Source organism: Brevundimonas goettingensis (genome assembly GCF_017487405.1).
Taxonomy (GTDB): Bacteria; Pseudomonadota; Alphaproteobacteria; order Caulobacterales; family Caulobacteraceae; genus Brevundimonas; species Brevundimonas goettingensis.
Map to the genome: position 1 here is coordinate 473444 of NZ_CP062222.1, position 20003 is coordinate 493446.

17 protein-coding genes are annotated in these 20003 nt (G+C 65.5%); 16 read left to right on the plus strand and 1 reads right to left on the minus strand.

The features are described from left to right. Window positions 1–87: 87 nt before the first annotated feature. The 4 genes from IFJ75_RS02480 (at window position 88) to IFJ75_RS02495 (ending at window position 4277) form a co-directional block, all read left to right on the plus strand. Window positions 88–849, plus strand: a complete 762-nt coding sequence (locus tag IFJ75_RS02480) for an SIMPL domain-containing protein (protein ID WP_207870989.1) — start codon at window positions 88–90, stop codon at window positions 847–849. 115 nt (window positions 850–964) lie between these two features. Next, window positions 965–2233: a dipeptidase gene (locus IFJ75_RS02485; protein WP_207870990.1), complete on the plus strand. Its 1269-nt coding sequence runs from the start codon at window positions 965–967 to the stop codon at window positions 2231–2233. Window positions 2234–2683: 450 nt separating this feature from the next. After that, window positions 2684–3562 (plus strand): hypothetical protein, encoded by an 879-nt coding sequence (locus IFJ75_RS02490; RefSeq protein ID WP_207870991.1) that lies wholly within the window; start codon window positions 2684–2686, stop codon window positions 3560–3562. A gap of 148 nt (window positions 3563–3710) precedes the next feature. After that, complete coding sequence (locus IFJ75_RS02495) at window positions 3711–4277, plus strand: hypothetical protein (RefSeq protein ID WP_207870992.1); 567 nt, start codon at window positions 3711–3713, stop codon at window positions 4275–4277. Between the two features lie 61 nt (window positions 4278–4338). Here the strand turns inward: IFJ75_RS02495 and IFJ75_RS02500 are convergent, their stop codons facing one another. Further along, window positions 4339–4779: a tRNA (cytidine(34)-2'-O)-methyltransferase gene (locus IFJ75_RS02500; RefSeq protein ID WP_207870993.1), complete on the minus strand. Its 441-nt coding sequence runs from the start codon at window positions 4777–4779 to the stop codon at window positions 4339–4341. Window positions 4780–4978: 199 nt separating this feature from the next. On the opposite strand from IFJ75_RS02500, the gene petA reads away from it, so the two are divergent. From petA to IFJ75_RS02560, 12 genes are all read left to right on the plus strand, one after another. Further along, window positions 4979–5515, plus strand: coding sequence for a ubiquinol-cytochrome c reductase iron-sulfur subunit (gene petA / locus IFJ75_RS02505; protein WP_207870994.1), 537 nt, complete (start codon window positions 4979–4981; stop codon window positions 5513–5515). A 14-nt stretch (window positions 5516–5529) separates the two neighbouring features. Then, window positions 5530–6858, plus strand: a complete 1329-nt coding sequence (locus tag IFJ75_RS02510; RefSeq protein ID WP_207870995.1) for a cytochrome b — start codon at window positions 5530–5532, stop codon at window positions 6856–6858. Between the two features lie 5 nt (window positions 6859–6863). Further along, window positions 6864–7724, plus strand: coding sequence for a cytochrome c1 (locus IFJ75_RS02515; RefSeq protein ID WP_207870996.1), 861 nt, complete (start codon window positions 6864–6866; stop codon window positions 7722–7724). Between the two features lie 227 nt (window positions 7725–7951). Then, the gene (locus IFJ75_RS02520; protein ID WP_207870997.1) at window positions 7952–8527 is read left to right on the plus strand and encodes a DUF1579 domain-containing protein; all 576 of its coding nucleotides are present in this window, start codon (window positions 7952–7954) and stop codon (window positions 8525–8527) included. A 77-nt stretch (window positions 8528–8604) separates the two neighbouring features. Next, window positions 8605–10029, plus strand: a complete 1425-nt coding sequence (gene murC / locus IFJ75_RS02525; protein WP_207870998.1) for a UDP-N-acetylmuramate--L-alanine ligase — start codon at window positions 8605–8607, stop codon at window positions 10027–10029. A gap of 1 nt (window position 10030) precedes the next feature. Beyond that, entirely contained in the window at window positions 10031–10399 is a 369-nt protein-coding gene (locus IFJ75_RS02530; RefSeq protein WP_207870999.1) for a VOC family protein, read from the plus strand. A gap of 46 nt (window positions 10400–10445) precedes the next feature. Continuing rightward, window positions 10446–11360, plus strand: a complete 915-nt coding sequence (gene murB / locus IFJ75_RS02535; protein ID WP_207871000.1) for a UDP-N-acetylmuramate dehydrogenase — start codon at window positions 10446–10448, stop codon at window positions 11358–11360. 185 nt (window positions 11361–11545) lie between these two features. Beyond that, on the plus strand, window positions 11546–11896 hold the full coding sequence (locus IFJ75_RS02540) for a hypothetical protein (RefSeq protein ID WP_207871001.1): 351 nt from the start codon (window positions 11546–11548) through the stop codon (window positions 11894–11896). Window positions 11897–12761: 865 nt separating this feature from the next. Further along, window positions 12762–13706, plus strand: coding sequence for a D-alanine--D-alanine ligase (locus IFJ75_RS02545; protein WP_207871002.1), 945 nt, complete (start codon window positions 12762–12764; stop codon window positions 13704–13706). Beyond that, window positions 13694–14620, plus strand: a complete 927-nt coding sequence (locus IFJ75_RS02550; RefSeq protein WP_207871003.1) for a cell division protein FtsQ/DivIB — start codon at window positions 13694–13696, stop codon at window positions 14618–14620. The genes IFJ75_RS02545 and IFJ75_RS02550 overlap by 13 nt, the downstream gene beginning before the upstream one ends. 24 nt (window positions 14621–14644) lie before the next feature. After that, window positions 14645–15967 (plus strand): cell division protein FtsA, encoded by a 1323-nt coding sequence (gene ftsA, locus IFJ75_RS02555; RefSeq protein WP_207871004.1) that lies wholly within the window; start codon window positions 14645–14647, stop codon window positions 15965–15967. Between the two features lie 361 nt (window positions 15968–16328). Further along, window positions 16329–19742, plus strand: a complete 3414-nt coding sequence (locus tag IFJ75_RS02560) for a TonB-dependent receptor domain-containing protein (RefSeq protein ID WP_207871005.1) — start codon at window positions 16329–16331, stop codon at window positions 19740–19742. Window positions 19743–20003: the final 261 nt, after the last annotated feature.

Here is a 20003-nt window from a genome sequence, read left to right on the forward strand (position 1 = left end):
GTCGTTCAGGAGGAAGGGTCCAAAGGAACGCTCAGGACGGTCACGCATTTCGCGGGCCGTTGCAGGATCGTTCCCAGGAGACCCCAGATGACCCTCAAATTTCGCACACTGGCCGTCGGCGGCGCCCTGATGGTCGCGACCGCCCTGACGGCCCCGGCGGCCTTCGCCCAGTCCGTGGGCAATGCGCCCGTCTCGAGCACCATCCAGATGGTCCAGACCCAGCCGTCGCTGAACCTGTCGGCGACGGGCGAGGTCAAGGTCGCGCCCGACATGGCCACCATCACCTTCGGCGTGGTCACCGAGGCCCAGACGGCCCAGGAGGCCATGGCCCAGAACGCGACGCAGATGACGCGCGTCGCCGCCGCCCTGCGCCGGGCCGGCATCGCCGAGCGCGACATCCAGACCTCGGGCCTGAACCTCCAGGCCCAGTACGACTACGTCCAGAACGAACCGCCGAAGCTGCGCGGCTATCAGGCGACCAACCGGGTCACGGTCAACATCAACGACCTGACCAGGGTCGGGACCACCGCCGACGCCGTCGTCGCCGCCGGGGTCAACCAGATCGACGGCATCTCGTTCGGGCTCAAGGACCCGAAGACGGCCGAGGATCAGGCCCGCCGTCTGGCCGTCCAGGCCCTGCAGGCCAAGGCGCGGCTCTATGCCGAGGCGCTCGGCGTCCAGCTGGGCGGCATCCGCTCGCTGAACGAGGGTGGCGGCTATACGCCCCAGCCGCCGATGCCGGTCTTCGCCATGGCGCGGATGCAGTCCGCGGGCGCCGATTCGACTCCGGTCTCGGCCGGCGAGCTGTCGGTGAAGATCGACATCACGGGCGTCTACGACATCCGTTAAGCCGACCCGACGGAAGGGCGGGGCTGCGTGATCGCGGCCCCGCCTTGCGTCGATTTCACTTGAGGCCGGGCGGCGCGCGGGGGACCTTCGACCCTCACCGTTCGGAGCCTCCCTCATGATCCGCAGCCTCGGCCTCGCCGTCGTCTCCACCGCCGTGATGGCGTCCGCCGCGATGGCCCAGACTGCAGACCCTGCGGGCGAGGCGAGGGTGCTGGAGATCCTCAAAACCACGCCCCTGATCGACGGGCACAACGACCTGCCCTGGGCCCTGCGCGAGAAGCACAGCAACGATCCCTATGCCGTGGACCTGACCACCGACCTGACAGCGACGGGCCTGCATACCGACATCCCCCGGCTGCGCGCGGGCGGGGTTGGGGGCCAGCTGTGGTCGGTCTATGTGCCCGCCGACATCACGCCCGCCGAGGCGGTCAAGGAGACCTTCGAACAGATCGACACGGTCCGCCGGATCGTCGCCGCCCATCCGGACGTGTTCGAACTGGCCACGACCGCCGCCGACATCGAGCGCATCCACAAGGCCGGAAAGATCGCCAGCCTGATCGGCATGGAGGGCGGTTATTCGATCGACGACTCCCTGGGCCTGTTGCGGGAGTTTCAGGCCGCCGGCGCGCGCTACATGACCCTGACCCATTCGAAGACGACCTCATGGGCCGACAGCGCCACCGACGCGCCGAAATGGGGCGGGCTCAATCCGTTCGGCGAGGCGGTGGTCCATGAGATGAACCGCATCGGCATGATGGTCGACCTGTCCCATGTGTCGGAAGAGACGATGCTGGACGCCATCCGGGTGTCGGAGGCGCCGGTGATCTTCTCCCACTCCTCGGCGCGGGGGGTCACCAACAACCGGCGCAACGTGCCTGACAGGGTGCTGAGGCTGATGCCCGCGAACGGCGGCATCGTCATGGTCACCTTCGTGCCGGGCTTCGTGAGCGCGGCCATCGCCGACTGGAACCGGCAGATGGGCGAGGAGGCGACCCGCCTCGGCGTAGACCCGGGCGCCGAGCCTCTGGACCCCGCCCTGGCCGCCTGGGCCGAAGCCCATCCGCGCCCCCACGCCACGGTCGCCGACGTCGTCGCCCACATCCAGCATGTGCGCGAGGTGGCGGGCATCGACCATGTGGGGCTGGGCGGCGACTTCGACGGGGTCGAGAGCCTGCCCGACGGCATCACCGGCGTGGACGCCTATCCGGAAATCCTGGCCGCCCTGATGGCCGCCGGATGGAGCGAGGCCGACATCCGCAAACTGGCCGGCGAGAACCTGCTGCGCGTCATGCGGGCGGTCGAGGCCGTGGCCCGGTCCAAGGCCGACGAACGGCCGGGGATGGCGGTGAATGCGGCGATGGGGGCGGCCGCCGCGGCCGGGTGAAGTGGCACGGCGCCGCCCTGAAAAAACAGTGCCACCGTGCCAAACCGTGCCGGAAGTGGCGGAGTCAGTCCGCGAAAAACACCGCCACACCGCCAAATCCCGCCAACACCATCAGGCGATTTCAACGGGTTAGGGTTTCGGGCGCCTGGCGGACCGCCAGATTATGCGAAATTCGGACGCCGGACCTGAGGACGGTTCGGGAGGGGGCTTGATGTCAAAGACCGCGCTGGAGGTGGGAGGGTAAGGGCGAGGGCGCAAGGTGTATATGGGAATAAATTCCTTACCTCGCCGTCCGGTCCCTCAACAGCTAGCCGCTGCCGTCAGAGCACATTCTCTGGTCCGAAACGCGCCGGTATTCGGGCGCTCCGAGCTTACGAAGTCGATGCTTGATTGGCCTCTAGGATTCGTCCCGCGAATCTGCCCTATCTTGGCAGTCCTAGGTTGAGGGGCATGATGGCTTACAAAGCGAACGTCGTTTCCGTCATGATCGCTTCTCCCAGCGATGTGCCCACCGAGAGGGCGCTCGTTCGCCAAATCCTGACCGAATGGAATGACGTCTATTCGAAGCGAGAGGCCCTTGTTCTGATGCCGGTTGGCTGGGAAACGCATTCCTCGCCCGAGCTATCGGGACGCCCCCAAGACATGATCAACGAGCGTCTACTGGCTGATGCAGACCTTCTAATTGGGATATTCTGGACACGGGTGGGCAGTGACACTGGCAAGGCTATCAGTGGGTCAATCGAAGAGATAGATCGCCACAGAAAGGCAGGTAAGCCCGTTATGATCTACTTTTCCGAAGCTCCTGTGCGTCCGGACAGCGTAGATCGTGAACAGTATGAGAAGCTGAAGGAGTTCAAAAGCTGGGCGATGACTGAAGGACTCGTTCAGACCTATCAAAGCCTCGACGACTTTAGGATGAAACTTCAGCGACAAGTTCCGCTCGCGCTTCAGCAAAACCCCTATTTGCAGTCGGTTATTGGGGCCGCCGAGGGCGGTTATGTTACGGTGAATCTTGACCCGGATATGGGTTCTTTCCGGTCGGCGGAGCCTTCTCTGTCAGAAGCCGCTGCGGCCTTGCTCCGAAGCGCCGTTCAGGACGGGACCATAATGGTCCTTCGGACGCTAGGCGGAACGCACGTCCAAGCTGGGCGGGAGACTTTTGGCGACAACAGTCCCCGAGACACCGCGCGCTGGACAGGAGCGGTTGAGGAACTAGTAAAAAGGGGATTCCTCTCTGACAGAGGTCACAAGGGGCAGCTATTCGCCGTAACCAACGCAGGTTTCGAGTACGCCGAGGAGATTGGGTATCCGATCGGCACCACCTTGTAGCTGCCGCTAACCCAATTGGGTGGTTTATTTCCTCCGAGACGTTTTCCAAGCAGCCGTGCGTCAGATCGAGAAAACTGACTGTAGAATTTGACTAAGGGGCTATCGAACCGCAGCTGTTGATTGACCAAGACCGGGACTGGGCGCGCGTATGATGGCTTTAGGCGGCGGCAGGCGGGCCGAACTCGCTGACCAAATCCATTATGAGACCGCCTGCCTCGTGATTGAGCAGCAGGAAGCCATTCGGCAAATATGGGCCGATCAGGCCGCCAAAGGGTTGCTGTTCAGCGGTGCGACAGCCAAGCGCGCTATCGGCTCCGCCGAGGCTCTCGGAGAAAAGCTGGTCGCCAGTGGGCTTGAGAAGCTGGAGTTGGCCTGCCGAGGGGCATGGGTGAGCCGTAGCCAACTCAAAGGCATTACCAGGGACGAGGTGAGCAAAGGCATAGGACGGCTGGCCGAAGTCACACTTGATGCGGTGAAGAAGCTCAAGATCGAAGGTGACGCGCTGAAGGAATGCGAGCGGCTGCTTGAGGGAGCTAGGGGCCGGCTATTGCGTAAGGCCGATGATCATTTCGCGGGTTGGACCTTGGGGGCGAAGACTTGGGTTGAACGACATCCGTTTTTCAAATGGGCAGGAGTTTCCCTAGCGGGGGGAGCCGGTTCGGTTCTGCTCGCCGTTTTGGGAGCATGGATCATCAAGAAGATGGGACTGAACTAGAAGCTTGGGATTTTGATCCGGAAGGGCCTGACGGTAGACGGGGTTCGATAGGGCGAAACCCCTACCGCACCTGCCTCAACCCCTCCCAAAGCCCGATCCCGGCGCTGACCGACAGGTTCAGCGAACGCGTCTCGGGGCGAATCGGGATGAAGACGCGGGCGTCGGCGGCGGCGTGGACATAGTCGGGGGCGCCGACCGTCTCGCGACCGAACAGCAACACGTCGTCGGGTTCGAAAACGAAGTTCGACAGACTGGTCGCGCCCTTCGTCGTGAAGAGAACGAGCCGGCCCGGAGCGCGGTCGCGCTGGAACGCATCCCAGTCGGAATGCCGTGTCATATGGCCCAGAGGGCCGTAGTCGAGGGCGGCGCGCTTCATGGCGCGGTCGTCGAAACGGAAGCCGACCGGCTCGATCACATGCAGCTGGACGCCGAAACAGGCGCCCAGCCGGATGCAGGCGCCGACATTCTGAGGGATGTCCGGTTGAAAAAGGGCGAGACGCATTCTAAGCCCCTAATACGCGTGGCCTGGGGGCTTGTCGCGGTCCAATTTGCGACTGTTTCGCAAGAAGCATCAGCGACTTGCGGTGACCGACCGCGGGGGAGGGCCGGGTTAACCCGCGTGACTCGCAAACGACATACTGCCGACGTGACGGCTCCACTTTCGGGTGTCCGGGGACGACGGCCAATAAGAGGGTGAAACGTTGGCCGAACCGGTCGTTACAGAGGGCGTCGAGTCTGACGCCACCCGCCGTGACTTCATCCATATCGCAGCCGGGGCCATGGCCGTCGGCGCGGGGGCGATGGTGGCCTGGCCGCTGATCAACCAGATGAACCCCGCCGCGGACACCCTGGCGCTTTCGACCATCGAGTTCGACGTGTCCAAGGTCCAGGAAGGCCAGCAGGTCGTCATCACCTGGCAGGGCAAGCCGGTGTTCGTGCGTTACCGCACGGCCAAGGAAATCAATGAGGCCGCCAATCCGGTCGGCTCGCTGAAGGATCCGGAAGCCGACAGCGCCCGCGTGAAGCCCGGCCATTCCAAATATCTGGTGGTCATCGGCTCGTGCACCCACCTGGGCTGTATCCCGACCTTCGGTTCGGGCGAGTACGGCGGCTGGTTCTGCCCGTGCCACGGCTCGGTCTATGACACCTCGGGCCGCATTCGTAAGGGACCGGCGCCGAAGAACCTGGTGGTTCCGGACTACGCCTTCCTGACTGACACCCGCATCAAGATCGGTTGAGGCCAGACCAGACCATGAGCGATCACGAATCCACCTACGTCCCCAAGACCGGCATCGAGAAGTGGCTTGACGCCCGCCTGCCGATCGTCCGCTTCGGCGCCGACTATCTGTCGCTGCCCACCCCGAAGAACCTGAACTACTGGTACACCTTCGGCGGCATCCTGACGGTCTGCCTGATGATCCAGATCATCACGGGCATCGTCCTGGCCATGCACTATACCCCCAACACCGCCCTGGCCTTCGCCTCGGTCGAGCGCATCATGCGCGACGTGAACGGCGGCTGGCTGATCCGCTTCATCCACGCCAACGGCGCGTCGATGTTCTTCATGGCGGTCTATATCCACATGCTGCGCGGTCTCTATTACGGATCGTACAAGGCTCCGCGGGAGATGATCTGGATCCTGGGCTGCGTGATCTTCTTCCTGATGATCGCCACGGCCTTCCTGGGCTACGTCCTGCCGTGGGGCCAGATGTCCTACTGGGGCGCCGAGGTCATCACCAACCTGATCGGGGCCATCCCGCTGATCGGCGAGCCGATCCTGATCTGGCTGCGTGGCGGTCCGGGCATCGATAACGCCACGCTGAACCGCTTCTTCTCGCTGCACTATCTGCTGCCGTTCGTGATCTTCGGCGTGGTGGTGCTGCACCTGTGGGCGCTGCACACCTCGGGCCAGAACAACCCGGTCGGCATCCTGATCCCCAAGGATCGGGAGAAGAAGGACATGGTGCCCTTCCACCCCTACTACACGGTCAAGGACGGCTTCGCCCTGATCCTGTTCCTGATGCTGTTCTCGCTGTTCGTCTTCTTCATGCCGGACGCCCTGGGCCACGCCGACAACTACATCCCGGCCAACCCGCTGCAGACCCCGGCGCACATCGTGCCCGAGTGGTACATGCTGCCCTTCTACGCGATCCTGCGCGCCATCCCGGACAAGTTCGGCGGCGTGGTGGCGATGTTCGGCGCCATCGGCGTGCTGTTCATCCTGCCCTGGCTGGATACGTCCAAGGTGCGCTCGATGCGCTATCGCCCGACGATGCGGACCTTCTTCGTGGTCTTCTGCCTGGTCGGCCTCGGTCTGGGCTGGTGCGGCGGTCAGCTGCCCGACAGCCACGTCATCCCGAACATGACGACGTTCAACCTGATCGACGGGGACCTGAACTCCTACCTGTGGCTGACGCGCCTGCTGACGGCCTACTACTTCGCCTTCTTCTTCATCATCCTGCCGCTGGTGGGACTGAAGGAGACGCCGCTGCCGATCCCGGCCTCCATCTCCGAGCCCGTGCTGAGCGGTTCGGACGCCATGACCGCCGCGGCTCCGGCCCAGGCCGAGAAGAAGGGCTGATCGCGATGACGATTTCCATCCGTAACACCCTGATCGCGGTCGCGGCCTTCGCCGGCCTGACCGTCGCTGCGGCCCCGGCTCTGGCCGAAGGCGGCGCCCACCACCTGCGCGACGGCGGCTTCAGCTTCGAGGGGCCGTTCGGCACCTTCGATCAAGGCCAGCTGCAGCGCGGCTACAAGGTCTATCGGGAGGTCTGCGCGGCCTGCCACTCGATGAGCCTGATGCATTTCCGGACCCTGGGCGAGAAGGGCGGGCCCTTCTACGACCCGCACGCCGCGAACCCGGCCGAGAACCGCTACGTCAAGGCGCTGGCCGCCGAGATCCAGGTCTCGGACATCGACAATGAGACGGGCGAGCCGATCCAGCGTCCCGGCATCGCCGCCGACGCCTTCCCGTCGCCCTATCCGAACCACACGGCGGCCGCGGCCGCCAACGGCGGGGCGGCTCCGCCTGACCTGTCGGTGATGGCCAAGGCCCGCCACGGCGGCGCCAACTACATCTATTCGATCCTGACCGGCTACCACACGCCGCCGGCGGGTCTGAAGATGACCAACACCCAGCACTACAACGCCTATATGTCGGGCGACCTGAAGCCCTTCATGCCGGAAGGCGCCGCGACCCCTCCGGGCGGTTTCATCGCCATGCCGCCGCCGCTGGCCCAAGACGGTCTGGTCACCTACGACGACGGCACCCGCGCCACCAAGGACCAGATGGCCAAGGACGTCGCCGCCTATATCGCCTGGGCCTCCGAGCCCCACGCGGTCGAGCGCAAGCAGGCGGGTCTGGGCGTGCTGGCCTTCCTGGCCCTGTTCGCCGGCGTGACCTACGTCAGCTATCGCCGCATCTGGAAGAACGTGGCCCACTAGGGTCTACGCCTCTCGGAATGATCAGCCCGCCGGAGCAATGCTCCGGCGGGTTTTTTGTTTTGGGCTCTATCGCTCGCCCAGCGGCGGCTCGCTGCTTGAGCGCGGATTGGTGCGTGGCGGCGCTCAAGCAGCTGGCGACCGCGTCGACGGCGGTAGCGCCCCAAAATGTCGCATGGTCGAACGGTGTTTTCACTTTATGATGCAAAGTGCATATGGAGGGAAATGCCATGAAACGTGTCGCCAGTCTGATCTTCGCCCTCGGTCTCGCCATTGCCGCGCCGACGGTCGCCAGCGCCCAGCAGAACCTGCCCGCCGGGACGCCCGAGCAGCGGGAGGCCATGCAGAAGGTGGCCTGGCTGGACGGAGAGTGGCGGGGCACGGCGGTGATGACGACGCGGGCCGGGACGCAGACCCTGCGCCACACCGAACGGATCGGGACCCTGCTGGGCGGCTCGATCCGGGTGATCGAGGGCCATTCCTACAATCCCGACGGCACGACCGCCTTCAACGCTGTCGCCATCCTCAGCTGGGACAATGAGAAGAAGGCCTACACCATGCGGTCCTATGCCCAGGGCGGCGTGGTCGAGGTGCCGTTCGAGGGCGACGCCAACGGCTTCCGGTGGACCATGACCGTGCCGAGCGGGCAAATCCGCTATGTGACGACGCTGGAGAACGGGACCTGGCATGAGGTCGGGGAATTCGTCATGGAGGGCCGGCCGCCGTTCAAGGTGATCGAGATGCACCTGACCCGGATCGGCGACAGCGCCTGGCCGGCCGCCGGAGCCGTTTCGCCCGGAGAATGACAGCCTGAACCGGGGCCCAAACCAGGGGTCTGAACAGGCGTCTCGCATTCCGGGGCGACCCTTGCTAATCCGCTGGGATGATCGCTCGACTTCGCCCCGTCCCGTTCGACCTCGGTCCCGTCCACTTCGTCGGCATCGGCGGCATCGGCATGAGCGGCATCGCCGAGATCATGCTCAAGATCGGCTATTCGGTTCAGGGTTCGGACGCCAAGTCGAGCGCCAATACCGACCGGCTGGAGAAGCTGGGCGCGAAGATCTTCATCGGCCATGACGCCGCCCATGTGATCGAGGGCGTTTCGGCCGTGGTCTATTCGACGGCGGTGAAGGCCTCCAATCCGGAGATGATGACGGCCCGCGAGCGCCGCATCCCGCTGGTCCGCCGCGCCGAGATGCTGGCCGAGCTGATGCGGCTGCAGTTCTCGATCGCGGTCGGCGGCACCCACGGCAAGACGACGACCACCTCGATGGTCGCGGCCCTGCTGGACGCGGCGGGCTTCGATCCGACGGTGGTCAACGGCGGCATCATCAACGCCTATGGCACCAACGCCAAGGTCGGGGACGGCGACTGGATCGTGGTCGAGGCGGACGAGTCGGACGGCAGCTTCCTGCGCCTGAAATCGACGGTGGCCATCGTCACCAATATCGACCCCGAACACCTCGATCACTACGGCGACTTCGACAAGGTGCGGGCCGCCTTCGTGGACTTTGTCGAGAACATCCCCTTCTACGGCTTCGCCGCCGTCTGCCTCGACCACCCCGAGGTCCAGCGTCTGGTCGCCTCTATCGATAACCGGCGTCTTGTCACCTATGGCCTGAACCCGCAGGCGATGGTGCGGGCCGAGGGCTGCGAGATGGGGCCGGACGGCTGCCGCTTCGATGTGGTCTTCCAGTCCGGCGATCCGTCGGTCGAGCCGACCCGGATCGAGGGCCTGCACCTGCCCATGGCGGGTTGGCACAATGTCTCCAACGCCCTGGCCGCCATCGCCGTGGCGCGCGAACTGGATGTCTCGGACGAGGCGATCAAGACGGGTCTGGCCGGCTTCGGCGGGGTCAAGCGGCGCTTCACCACCACAGGCGTGGTCGGCGGCGTGCGCATCGTCGACGACTATGGCCACCACCCGGTCGAGATCGCCGCCGTGTTGAAAGCCGCGCGTCAGGTCACCGAGGGCAAGGTGGTCGCCGTCATGCAGCCGCACCGCTACACCCGGCTGCGCGACCTGATGGAAGAGTTTTCGACCAGCTTCTCGGACGCCGACGTGGTCCTGATCGCCGACGTCTATCCGGCGGGCGAGGCCCCGATCGAGGGGGTGGACAAGAACGCGCTGGTCGACGGCGTGCGCCGCTATGGCCACCGCCAGGTCTCGGCGCTCGACAGCGTCACCGCCCTGCCGCGCATCGTCGCCGAGGCGACCTCGGCCGGCGACGTGGTCGTCCTGCTGGGCGCCGGCGACATCACCAGCTGGGCCTATGCCCTGCCGGCGCAGCTCGAAGCGCTGGGGTAAAGTGACCGACTGGTATTCCCGTCCGGTCCTGTTCGTTGCGGACATCGAACGGTCGGTGGCCTTCTACCGGGGCCAGCTCGGGTTTCGCGAGGACTGGCGTTACGACGAGGGCGGCGAGCGGATGATCGTTCAGGTCAGCCGGCAGGAGTGCGAACTGATCCTGTCCTCGCAATGGCCCGACAAGGTGGGCGGCGGTCTGGTCTTCGTCTCGCTGGACCTCGACCTGCTGTCGGCGACGCGGGCCGAGTTCGAGCGGCGCGGGGTGGAGGTCACGGACGGCCATTGGGGCTATCCGCTGATGATCGTCACCGATCCGGACGGCAACCAACTGTACTTCCCCTATCCGGCGGATGACCAAACCGCCGTCTGATGTCTGACCTCTTGCCTTGGCGAGCCCGAGCGGGCATCGCAGGCCGATGAGCGACTGGCGAGACACCCTTCCTTCCGTGCGCGGCAAGCTGCTGCGCGACGAGCCGCTGGGGCCTTTCACCTGGTTCCGGGTCGGCGGGGCGGCGGAGGTCCTGTTCATTCCGGCGGACGCTGAGGATCTGGCGGACTTCCTGAAGGGGCTCGACGCCGCCGTACCGGTTCTGGTGCTGGGCGTGGGCTCCAACGTCATCGTGCGCGACGGCGGGGTCGAGGGCGTTGTCATTCGTCTGGCGGGCCGTCCGTTCGCGGGCGTGACGACCGAGGGCGAGACCATCACCGCCGGCGCGGGGGCGCTGGACGCCATGGTCGCCAAGGCCTCGGCCAAGGCCGGGCTGGCCGGGCTGGAGTTCTATGCGGGCATTCCGGGCACGATCGGCGGGGCCCTGACCATGAACGCGGGCTGCTACGGTTCGGAAACCAAGGACATTCTCGTTTCGGCCTGGGGCCTGACGCGGGCGGGTGAGCGGGTCGATTATGCGCTCGCCGACTTCGGCTATACCTATCGCCACTCCGAGGCGCCCGCCGACATCATCTGGATCGAGGCCGTCTATCGCGGCGCGCCCGACGCGCCCGAGGCCGTATCGGCCCGCATCGCCGAGATCACCTCGCGCCGCGAGACCACACAGCCGATCCGCGAGAAGACCGGCGGCTCCACCTTCAAGAACCCGCCCGGCCATTCGTCGTGGAAGCTGGTCGACGAGGCGGGATGGCGCGGCAAGCTGCACGCCGTGACCGGGGGAGGGGCCATGTTCTCGGACCTGCACTCCAACTTCATGATCAACCCCGGCGGGGCGACCGCCGCCGACATCGAAGGTCTGGGCGAGGCCGTCCGCGCCGACGTTCTGGCCAAGACCGGGGTCCAACTGGATTGGGAGATCAAGCGGATCGGGCGGCCCGGCTGATCTGTCAGCCTCAGGCGGGGATTGCGTGAACGGTCGCTGGGGGTCTGAAGTCCGGGAGAGCGCCAAGGTCGGCTTACGACCCGTTGCCGACGTTGGTCACTAGCCTTCTCGTAGCAGCCAGAGTTGTTAACTCGAAACTCCCTAGGTTGTGGCCGACCTCAACGGCTCAGGGCGAGTGTGACCTCATGCGCAGAGCAGCAGCTATTTTGTCGGCGGCAACGGTGGGCCTCACCGCCTGTTCGGCTAGCCAGCCAACTGCGACCGATGCCACCAATGATACCAATGTCCGTTGCCTCGTCCTTTTCACCATTCTCCAAAAGACCCACCCTTCAGCGGACAATACCGCAGGCGTTTTCTACTACCTCGGCAGACTGGACCAACAGTTTCCCCAAGGTGGCTTCGAACCTGCCGTGAAGGCTTACGTCGAAGAGATCAAAAGCGACGACAGTGGGGTGACGCGGACGATGCAGGAATGCGTCTCCGCCGCAAAAGGCAGTATCGCAACACATCGCGCAGCAATTGCTGCGCTGCGCTGAACGTCAGCTTCCCACCCAGAGCTGACACCAAGCCCGTCCGCTCACAGAAGCATCGCTGGCGGCGGCGGCGGTGGCGCTCCGGTTCCGAGGCCTGCTCACGACCCGTTGCGGACGCTGGCGACCAAACGATAAAAGAAGTCATGATCGGCGCCTCGATATTCCTGGTTCTTGGCCAGTCAGCCCTCCCCATTTCGCCGCGACCTGAACCGGTCGTTTGCGAACGATCCGAGCGTGACCCCGCGACAGGATCCCGGCTTTGGTGCCCGGCCGAACTGAGAGGGGGCGTTCCACAACGCCTCTTGTCCACGATGCCCGTGGATGCCGCCGGCAAGGGATGGGCGCTGTTGAGATGCGACCTCGGCGAAGGTGGTGTCACGACTGCGTGCCGTCTTGTCGAAGAGTCGGAGCCGGGCTCTTCGTTCGGCGTGTGGGCTACACGAGTTCAACTCAAGGCGATTGTGCAAGACGCCGACGGCAACGCTCCTCCAGCCGGCGATGCCTACTACGCCCGTGCCCGATGGGAAGTCCGCTAGCGTTCACTTTGCTCCCGTAGCCGACATCAGGCGCGTCCGCCCACCGGGGCGTTTCGGGTCGCGGTGGTCTGCCTGACACCGTCATCCTCGGGCTCGTCCCGAGGACCCATATGTCAGCGTGCAGGCTATTGATTGCGTATGGTGACGCTTCGGCGTCCGCCGTCGCTTTCCGATTTCGTCGAACCCTGGATCCTCGGGACGAGCCCGAGGATGACGGAGGTGGGTTACGGCGCCGGCCTGCATCTTTCGTCCTAAGGCCCTCTTCGCGTCGTCTTCATTGACGAGGTGTTAAGGACGTTCGCGCATTGAGTTCTGACGTCCCGGAGCTCTCCATGCCGTCGTCAAAACCCTTTTCCGAATTGCACGTCGCCGTCCTGCTGGGCGGGCTGTCGGCCGAGCGCGAGGTGTCGCTGGTCTCGGGCAAGGGTTGCGCCGACGCCCTGGAGGGGCAGGTGGCGAAGGTTTCGCGCGTCGACGCGGGCCGCGATCTGGCCGCCGTCCTGACCGCGCTCAAGCCCGACGTCGTCTTCAACGCCCTGCACGGCGCCTGGGGCGAGGACGGCTGCGTCCAGGGCGTGCTGGAGACCCTCGGCATTCCCTATACCCACTCCGGCGTCCTGGCCTCGGCCCTGGCGATGGACAAGAACAAGTCCAAGGCCGTGCTCAAGGCGGCGGGCGTCGCCGTGCCCGGCGGCGGTCTCTATGACCGGCATCAGGTGGCGCGCGAACACGTCATCCCGCCCCCCTATGTGATCAAGCCGAACGCCGAGGGCTCCTCGGTGGGCGTCTTCCTAGTGCGCGAGGGCGCCAACCGTCCGGTCGCCGAGGTCGGCGAGGACAGCTGGACCTATGGCGAGACGGTGATGGTCGAGCCCTACATTCCCGGCAAGGAGCTCTGCGTCGCCGTTGTTGGGGAAAAGTCGGGCCCGCGCGCCCTGACCGTCACCGACATCACGCCCACGAAAGGTTTCTACGACTACGAAGCCAAATACGCCCCGGGCGGCTCGGTGCATGAATTGCCTGCGGTTTTGCCAGCGAACGTGTTCGACAAGGCCCTGCGTCAGGCCGAGCTGGCCCATGTCGCCATGGGTTGCCGGGGGGTTTCGAGAAGCGACTTCCGTTATGACGATGTTAAGGACGAATTGGTCTTTCTGGAGGTCAATACGCAGCCCGGCATGACGCCGACCTCTCTGGTTCCAGAGCAGGCCGCCTACGTCGGGATGTCCTATCAAGACCTTGTCCGGTGGATCGTGGAGGACGCCTCATGCCCGCGGTAGTACGCGGCGGTCGGCGACAGATTTCGAATTCGGCTCCGAAGCGCGGCGCGTCCTCTTCTGCGAAGAAGGGCGGCCAGCGCGGGGCCCGCAACGCTCCCGTCGTCGCCGGCAAGTTCGCCGCGGTCGGCAAGCTCGATCTGTCCCCCCGCGCAGTCGTCATCTCCATCGTCGCCGGCGTCGTCGTGCTCGGCGCGGTTCTGGCCACCGGCGCGCGCGCCGAGCGCATCCACGCCTCCATGGGGCGGGGCATGGACTCCCTGACGACCGGCATGGGTCTGTCGCTGCGCCGCGTGCACATCACCGGCGCCTCGGCCGAGGCCACGCCCGCCATTCGCGCGGCGCTCGATGTCCACGCCGGACAGCCGATCACCAGCCTGGATCTGGCCGCCATGCGCGACCGGGTGCAGGGCGTGGGCTGGGTCGAGGAGGCGCGCGTCGTGCGCCTGCTGCCCGATACCCTGATCATCGAGGTCAAGGAACACGACCGTCTGGCCGTGTGGCAGACCGGCGGCCAGAACTATGTCATCGACAGCCACGGCAAGACCATCCCCGGCGCCGACGCCGGCCGCTATCCGGCCCTGCCGCTGGTGGTGGGCAAGGGCGCCGATGTCGCTGCGGCCGAACTTCTGCCGCTGCTGGCCCAGCGTCCGCGCCTGATGGGCCGTATCGACGCCCTGATCCGCGTCGACGAGCGCCGCTGGGACCTGAGGCTCAAGGACGGCAGCATCATCATGCTTCCGGCCATGGGGCTGGATTCGGCCCTGATCCGTCTGGACGCGCTGGACCAGCGCAAGCGGCTGCTGGACCTCGGCTTCTCGCGGGTGGACCTGCGCGCCGACGATTCCGTCGCCGTCCGTCCGGGCCGCGCGGTCGCCGCCGTGCAGAATGCGGCTACGGCCGAAGACGACGTCTGAGCAGAGTAGGGTAGGGCAGGGACGATGACCGGACGCAAGAACGACGCCGTGGCCGACGCCGCCAAGGCCAACCGCGCGCCGGTCGTGGCCGCGCTGGATTTGGGCCAGTCGAAGGTCGCCTGTTTCATCATGAAGCCCGACGGCGTGCGCCATGCCGACCGCACCATTCGCGTCGCCGGCGCCAGCCATGTCCAGTCCAAGGGCGTGAAGGGCGGCTCCATCATCAATATGGACGAGGCGGCCCAGGCCATCGGCCATGCCGTCGAGCGCGCCGAGCGCGCCTCGGGCGCCCCCGTGTCCGGCGTCATCGTCTCGACGGCCATCGGCCAGATGGCCAGCCACCGCGTCCAGGCCCGGGTGTCCATCGGCGCCCATCCCATCGGCGACGCCGACCTGGCCCGCGCCATCGGCATGGCCCTGGCGCAGATCCGTCTGCCCAACCGCCGTCCGATCCACGTCTTGCCGATCGCCTGGTCGGTGGACGGGGCGCGTGGCGTCCATGATCCGCGTTCGATGCGCGGGGGCTCGCTGGGCCTCGACCTGCTGGTCGTGTCCATGGCCGAGAGCGCCTTCGCCTCGCTGAGCCACTGTCTCGAACTCGCTCACCTCGACCTGCAGGGCGTCGCCGCCGCGCCGGTCGTGTCCTCCCTCGCCGCCCTTGAGGAGGACGAGATGGACCTGGGCTGCGTCTGTATCGACATGGGCGGCGGCTCGACCAGCGCTGCGGTCTGGAGCGGCCGGTCGCTGCTGCACATCGAATCCGTCAACGTCGGCGGCGATCACGTCACGGCCGACATCGCGCGCGGCCTGTCGACCTCCAGGGCGGGCGCCGAGCGGCTCAAGACCCTGCACGGGTCGGCCATGGCCTCGGCCAATGAGGACCGCGAGATGCTGGAGGCCCCGCCGCGCGGCGAGGATCCCGCCGCCGGCCCCGTCATCGTGCCCCGCGCCATGCTCAAGACCGTCATCGCTCCGCGGGTGGAAGAGACGCTGGAGCTGCTGCGCGATCGCCTTCGCAACGCCGGGGTGGCGCTCGATCCCGGCGCCAGCATCGTCCTGACCGGCGGCGCCAGCCAGCTGAACGGCGTGCGTGAACTGGCCATCCGGGTGTTCGACCGCCCGGTGCGTCTGGGCCGGCCCCAGCGTGCGCCCCACCTGGCCGACGCCGCCTCGGGCCCGGCCTTCTGCTCTTCGGCGGGCGTCCTGCTGCGGGCCGCCTATGGTCCGCGCGAAGCGGTCTCCGCGCGCAAGCTGATGTCGCGCCAGATCACCGCCGCCGACGCCCCCAAGGTCCACCGCGGCAACATCGTCGCCCGGGCCGCCGGCTGGTTGCGCGAGAATCTCTGACCCTCCCCGGTGGGGTGACGAGGTGATTCAGCGCTCCATTTCAGGCCCGCCTTTTACGCGGCGAGATTGTGGCCAGTACGACGTTCACGGAACGCGATCCGGTCACCGTTAACCTCTGCACGTCGCGCGAGTGTGACAGTGACGCGGCCTTCGCCGCAAAAAACCCAAACATTTCAGTGTTCAGGGCGTCGCACTCTCGTGGCAAGACTGTGTCCCCACTGTAACAGAAGTTCCGCACAGTGGCCGTATTGCGGTCGCAATGCTTGCGAGAGCGTCGTTTTCCTCTAATCCAACCAGCAGCGCGTTCTCCGACTCTCCTCGGCGAACGACCTCTGTTTTCCTTTGGTTGGGGCCAATAAAAATGCTTCTGAAGCGCAAGTATCTCTTCGGTACTACGATCCTGGCGGGTGTGATCGCCGCCACCGCGGCTCCGGCCTTCGCTCAATCGGCTCCGGCCCAGGACGGTGAATCGACCCAGGTCGAAGAAGTCGTCGTCACCGGTTCGCGGATCCGCCGCGACCCGACCACGGCGCCGACCCCGCTGATCCAGGTTTCCCAGGAGCAGCTGCTGTCGACCGGTCTGTCGACCGTCATCGACTACCTGGCCACCATCCCGGCCCTGTCCAACTCGGTCGTTCCTTCGGACACCACCGGCTCGGGCCTGAACGACGGCGGCCTGTCGCTGCCGAACCTGCGCTCGCTGGGCGTCGGCCGCACCCTGACCCTGGTTGACGGCCGCCGCCACGTCGGCTCTCAGACCCCGGGTTCGCTGGCCGTCGACATCGACACCATTCCGCGTCTGCTGATCGAAAACATCGAAATCGTCACCGGCGGCGCCTCGTCGGTTTACGGCGCTGACGCCGTCTCCGGCGTGCTGAACTTCGTCCTGCGCAAGGATTTCGAAGGCCTCGAAATCGACGGCAACCTGGCCATGATCAACGAGGACGGCCAGACCTCGAAGCGCTTCAGCGCCTTGATCGGCAAGAACTTCTTCGATGACCGTCTGAACCTGTACGCCCACGGCGAATACGAGAAGCTGGACGAAGTCGTTTCGACCGACATGGACTGGCTGCGTCGTTCTCCGACCCTGTTCGGCATCGACGCCGACCCCACCGCGATCCTGAACGGTCCGAACGATGACGGCGTCATCGACAACCTCATCATTTCGTCCAACGAGCTGCGTCGTCTGGACCGTCCGCGTTGGGGTTCGCTGACCATCGCGAACAACCAGCCCGGTTCGTCGCTGAACGATCCCGACGTCACCCAGTCGACCTGCACCGGCTACAACGCCGCGGCCTGTTATTCGGTGGACCCGGCCAAGACCTACTGGTTCGACGGCACGACCGCCCGTCTGGCCAACTTCGGCCAGCGCGTCGGCAACACCGGCGCCAGCCGCCCGTACACCATCGGCGGCGACGGCGAGTCGCCCGTCCTGTTCTCGACCGAAAACCGTCTGCCCTCCTCGGAGTCGCAGCGCTATCAGGTCGGCGGCAACCTCAAGATCACCGACAACATCAACCTCTACGGTGAAGCCAAATACGTCACCGAAGAAACGATCGATGCGTCGCAGCCGACCTTCTTCGACGTCTATCTGGCCGACAACCGCGCGGCCAACGTCGTCAACGGTTCGGGCAACGCGACCAACACGATCGCGACCTCGTCCTTCCAGATGCGTTATTCGGACAACGCCTATCTGCCGGCCAATGTGAAGGCGGCGATCGCGTCCAACGTCCTGATCAACTACAACGCGCCGACCACGCCGACCGCAACGAACCCGACCTCGCTGCCCAGCACCCCGACGGGCACGACGACGGCCGCGGCCTTCGCCGACCACCGTATGTTCGGTCCGCAGCGCTACCAGGACAACAACCGCGATCTGCAGCGCTACGTCGTCGATCTGAACGGCTCGTATGACAAAGTCCTGTTCATCAAGAACTTCGACTGGGACGTTTCCTATACCTACGGCGAGGTCCACAACACCAACGAAGAGTACGGTGTTGACGTCCAACGCTTCCAGTTCGCCGCGGACTCCGTGGTCGACACCGCGGGCGTCCTGGGCACCCCCGGCGCCATCGTCTGCCGCGTCAAGCTGATCGCCGCCGGCAACCCGGCCCTGGCGACCGGCCCCGCCGGCGCCCTGTACGACTCGGCCCGTGGCGGCGACATCCGTTCCAGCGTCGAGGGCAAGAAGGCCATCGACACCTGCCAGCCGCTGAACATCTTCGGGGCGGGCAACCAGTCGCAGGCCGGCCTCGACTATGTGAACACCTTCATCACCGTCAATGAATACAACCGCCAGTCGGACGCCATCGCCTCGGTCTCCGGCCAGCTGTGGGACTTCTGGGGCGCCGGCGCCATCGGCCTGGCCGTCGGTTACGAGTACCGCAAGGAAGAAACCGAAGGCGTCGGCCGCTCGGCCGGCACCGGTGATCGCGTCCTGTTCCTGAACACCGGCGCTGACTTCGGTCTGGCCTCGTACACCTCGAACGAAGCCTTCGCCGAACTCTCGGTCCCGCTGATGCGCGACAGCTTCCTCGGCGAATACGCCGAACTGAGCGGTTCGTATCGCTATGCGGACTACAGCACCGTCGGCGAAACCGAAGTGTACGGCGTGAACTTCGTCTATCGTCCGGTCCACGACCTGGCGTTCAAGACCAGCTACAACACCTCGATCCGCGTTCCGTCGCTCAGCGAGAACTTCGCGCCGCTCTCGCAGACCTTCGCGAACAGCTTCTCGGATCCCTGCGACACGCGTAACATCACGGCGGCCCTGACCGCGACCTACACCGCCGAGAACCGCGCCAACCGGATCACCAACTGCACCACCCTGGCGGCGGCCAAGGGCCTGAGCTACGACTTCGCGGGCACCACCGCCTCGGCGGACGACGACTACAATCCCCTGTATTCGTCGGGCGTCGCGGGCGTGAACGGCGGCAACCCGTTCCTGCAACCTGAAGAGTCGACCTCCTTCACGTTCTCGACCGTGTTCCAGCCCCGGTTCATCCCGAACCTGTCCGTCGTGCTCGACTACTACGAGATCGAAATCACCAACGTGATCCAGTCGGTTACGGCGCCTGTCGCCGCGACCAACTGCGTGAACAACGTGGGTCTCAACACCGCGGCCTGCGCCACCATCTTCCGCAACAATCCGGCCGTGGCCGGCACGACGGCGGTGCTGCGCTCCGAGGCCTTCAAGGTCGGCGCCCCGGCCGGCGATCCGTTCGGCGGCTTCATCCAGGGCTCGATCAACTACGCGAAGCGGACCGTTCGCGGTCTGGACTTCACGGCCCGCTATTCCTTCGACACCGAAGAAATGCTGGGTCGCGACTTCGGCCAGTTCAGCTACTCGCTGAACGGCTCGTGGCTGATCGAACAGAAGCAGTTCACCGACATCGCCTTCCCGAATACCTTCAACGAACTGTCGAGCACGGTCTTCTATCCGCGCGTTCGCTTCACCTCGGCCCTGGCCTGGAAGCCGATCGACACCCTGACCCTGACCTGGACCGCTGACTGGCAATCGTCGCAAGACCTGAGCCAGCTCCGCAGCTTCATCTCGAACCTCGACTCGCAGCCGATCGAATACCGCGAGACCGGAAACTTCGTCCGCAACGACTTCGCCGTCCGCTACGACCTGACGGACGACGTGACGCTGCGCGCCGGCGTGACCAACGTCTTCGACGCCGAGCAGGCTCCGTGGCTGGGCACGACCCTCTACTCGAACTTCGACCCCTACGGTCGTCGCTTCAACGTCGGTCTGAACTGGCGCGTCTGGTAAGATCAACCGATCCCGAACGGAAAGGGCGGCTCGCAAGAGCCGCCCTTTTCAATTGTGCGACGGGGTTTTCGGCCCGGCGGCCAAGCTCGCCGGAAGGGCGAGAAATGACGATTATCCCCGCCCTTCCTGCTGCTCAGGTTAACGAAATCGTTCGACGGCCACCCGACTCACGCTAGTCGGTAACCTTCTCTTAACGGTGGCGGGTGTTTCCTTAACACGCCCGTTAACCACTGCGAATCGGCGGGGATTTCGCAGTGGCCG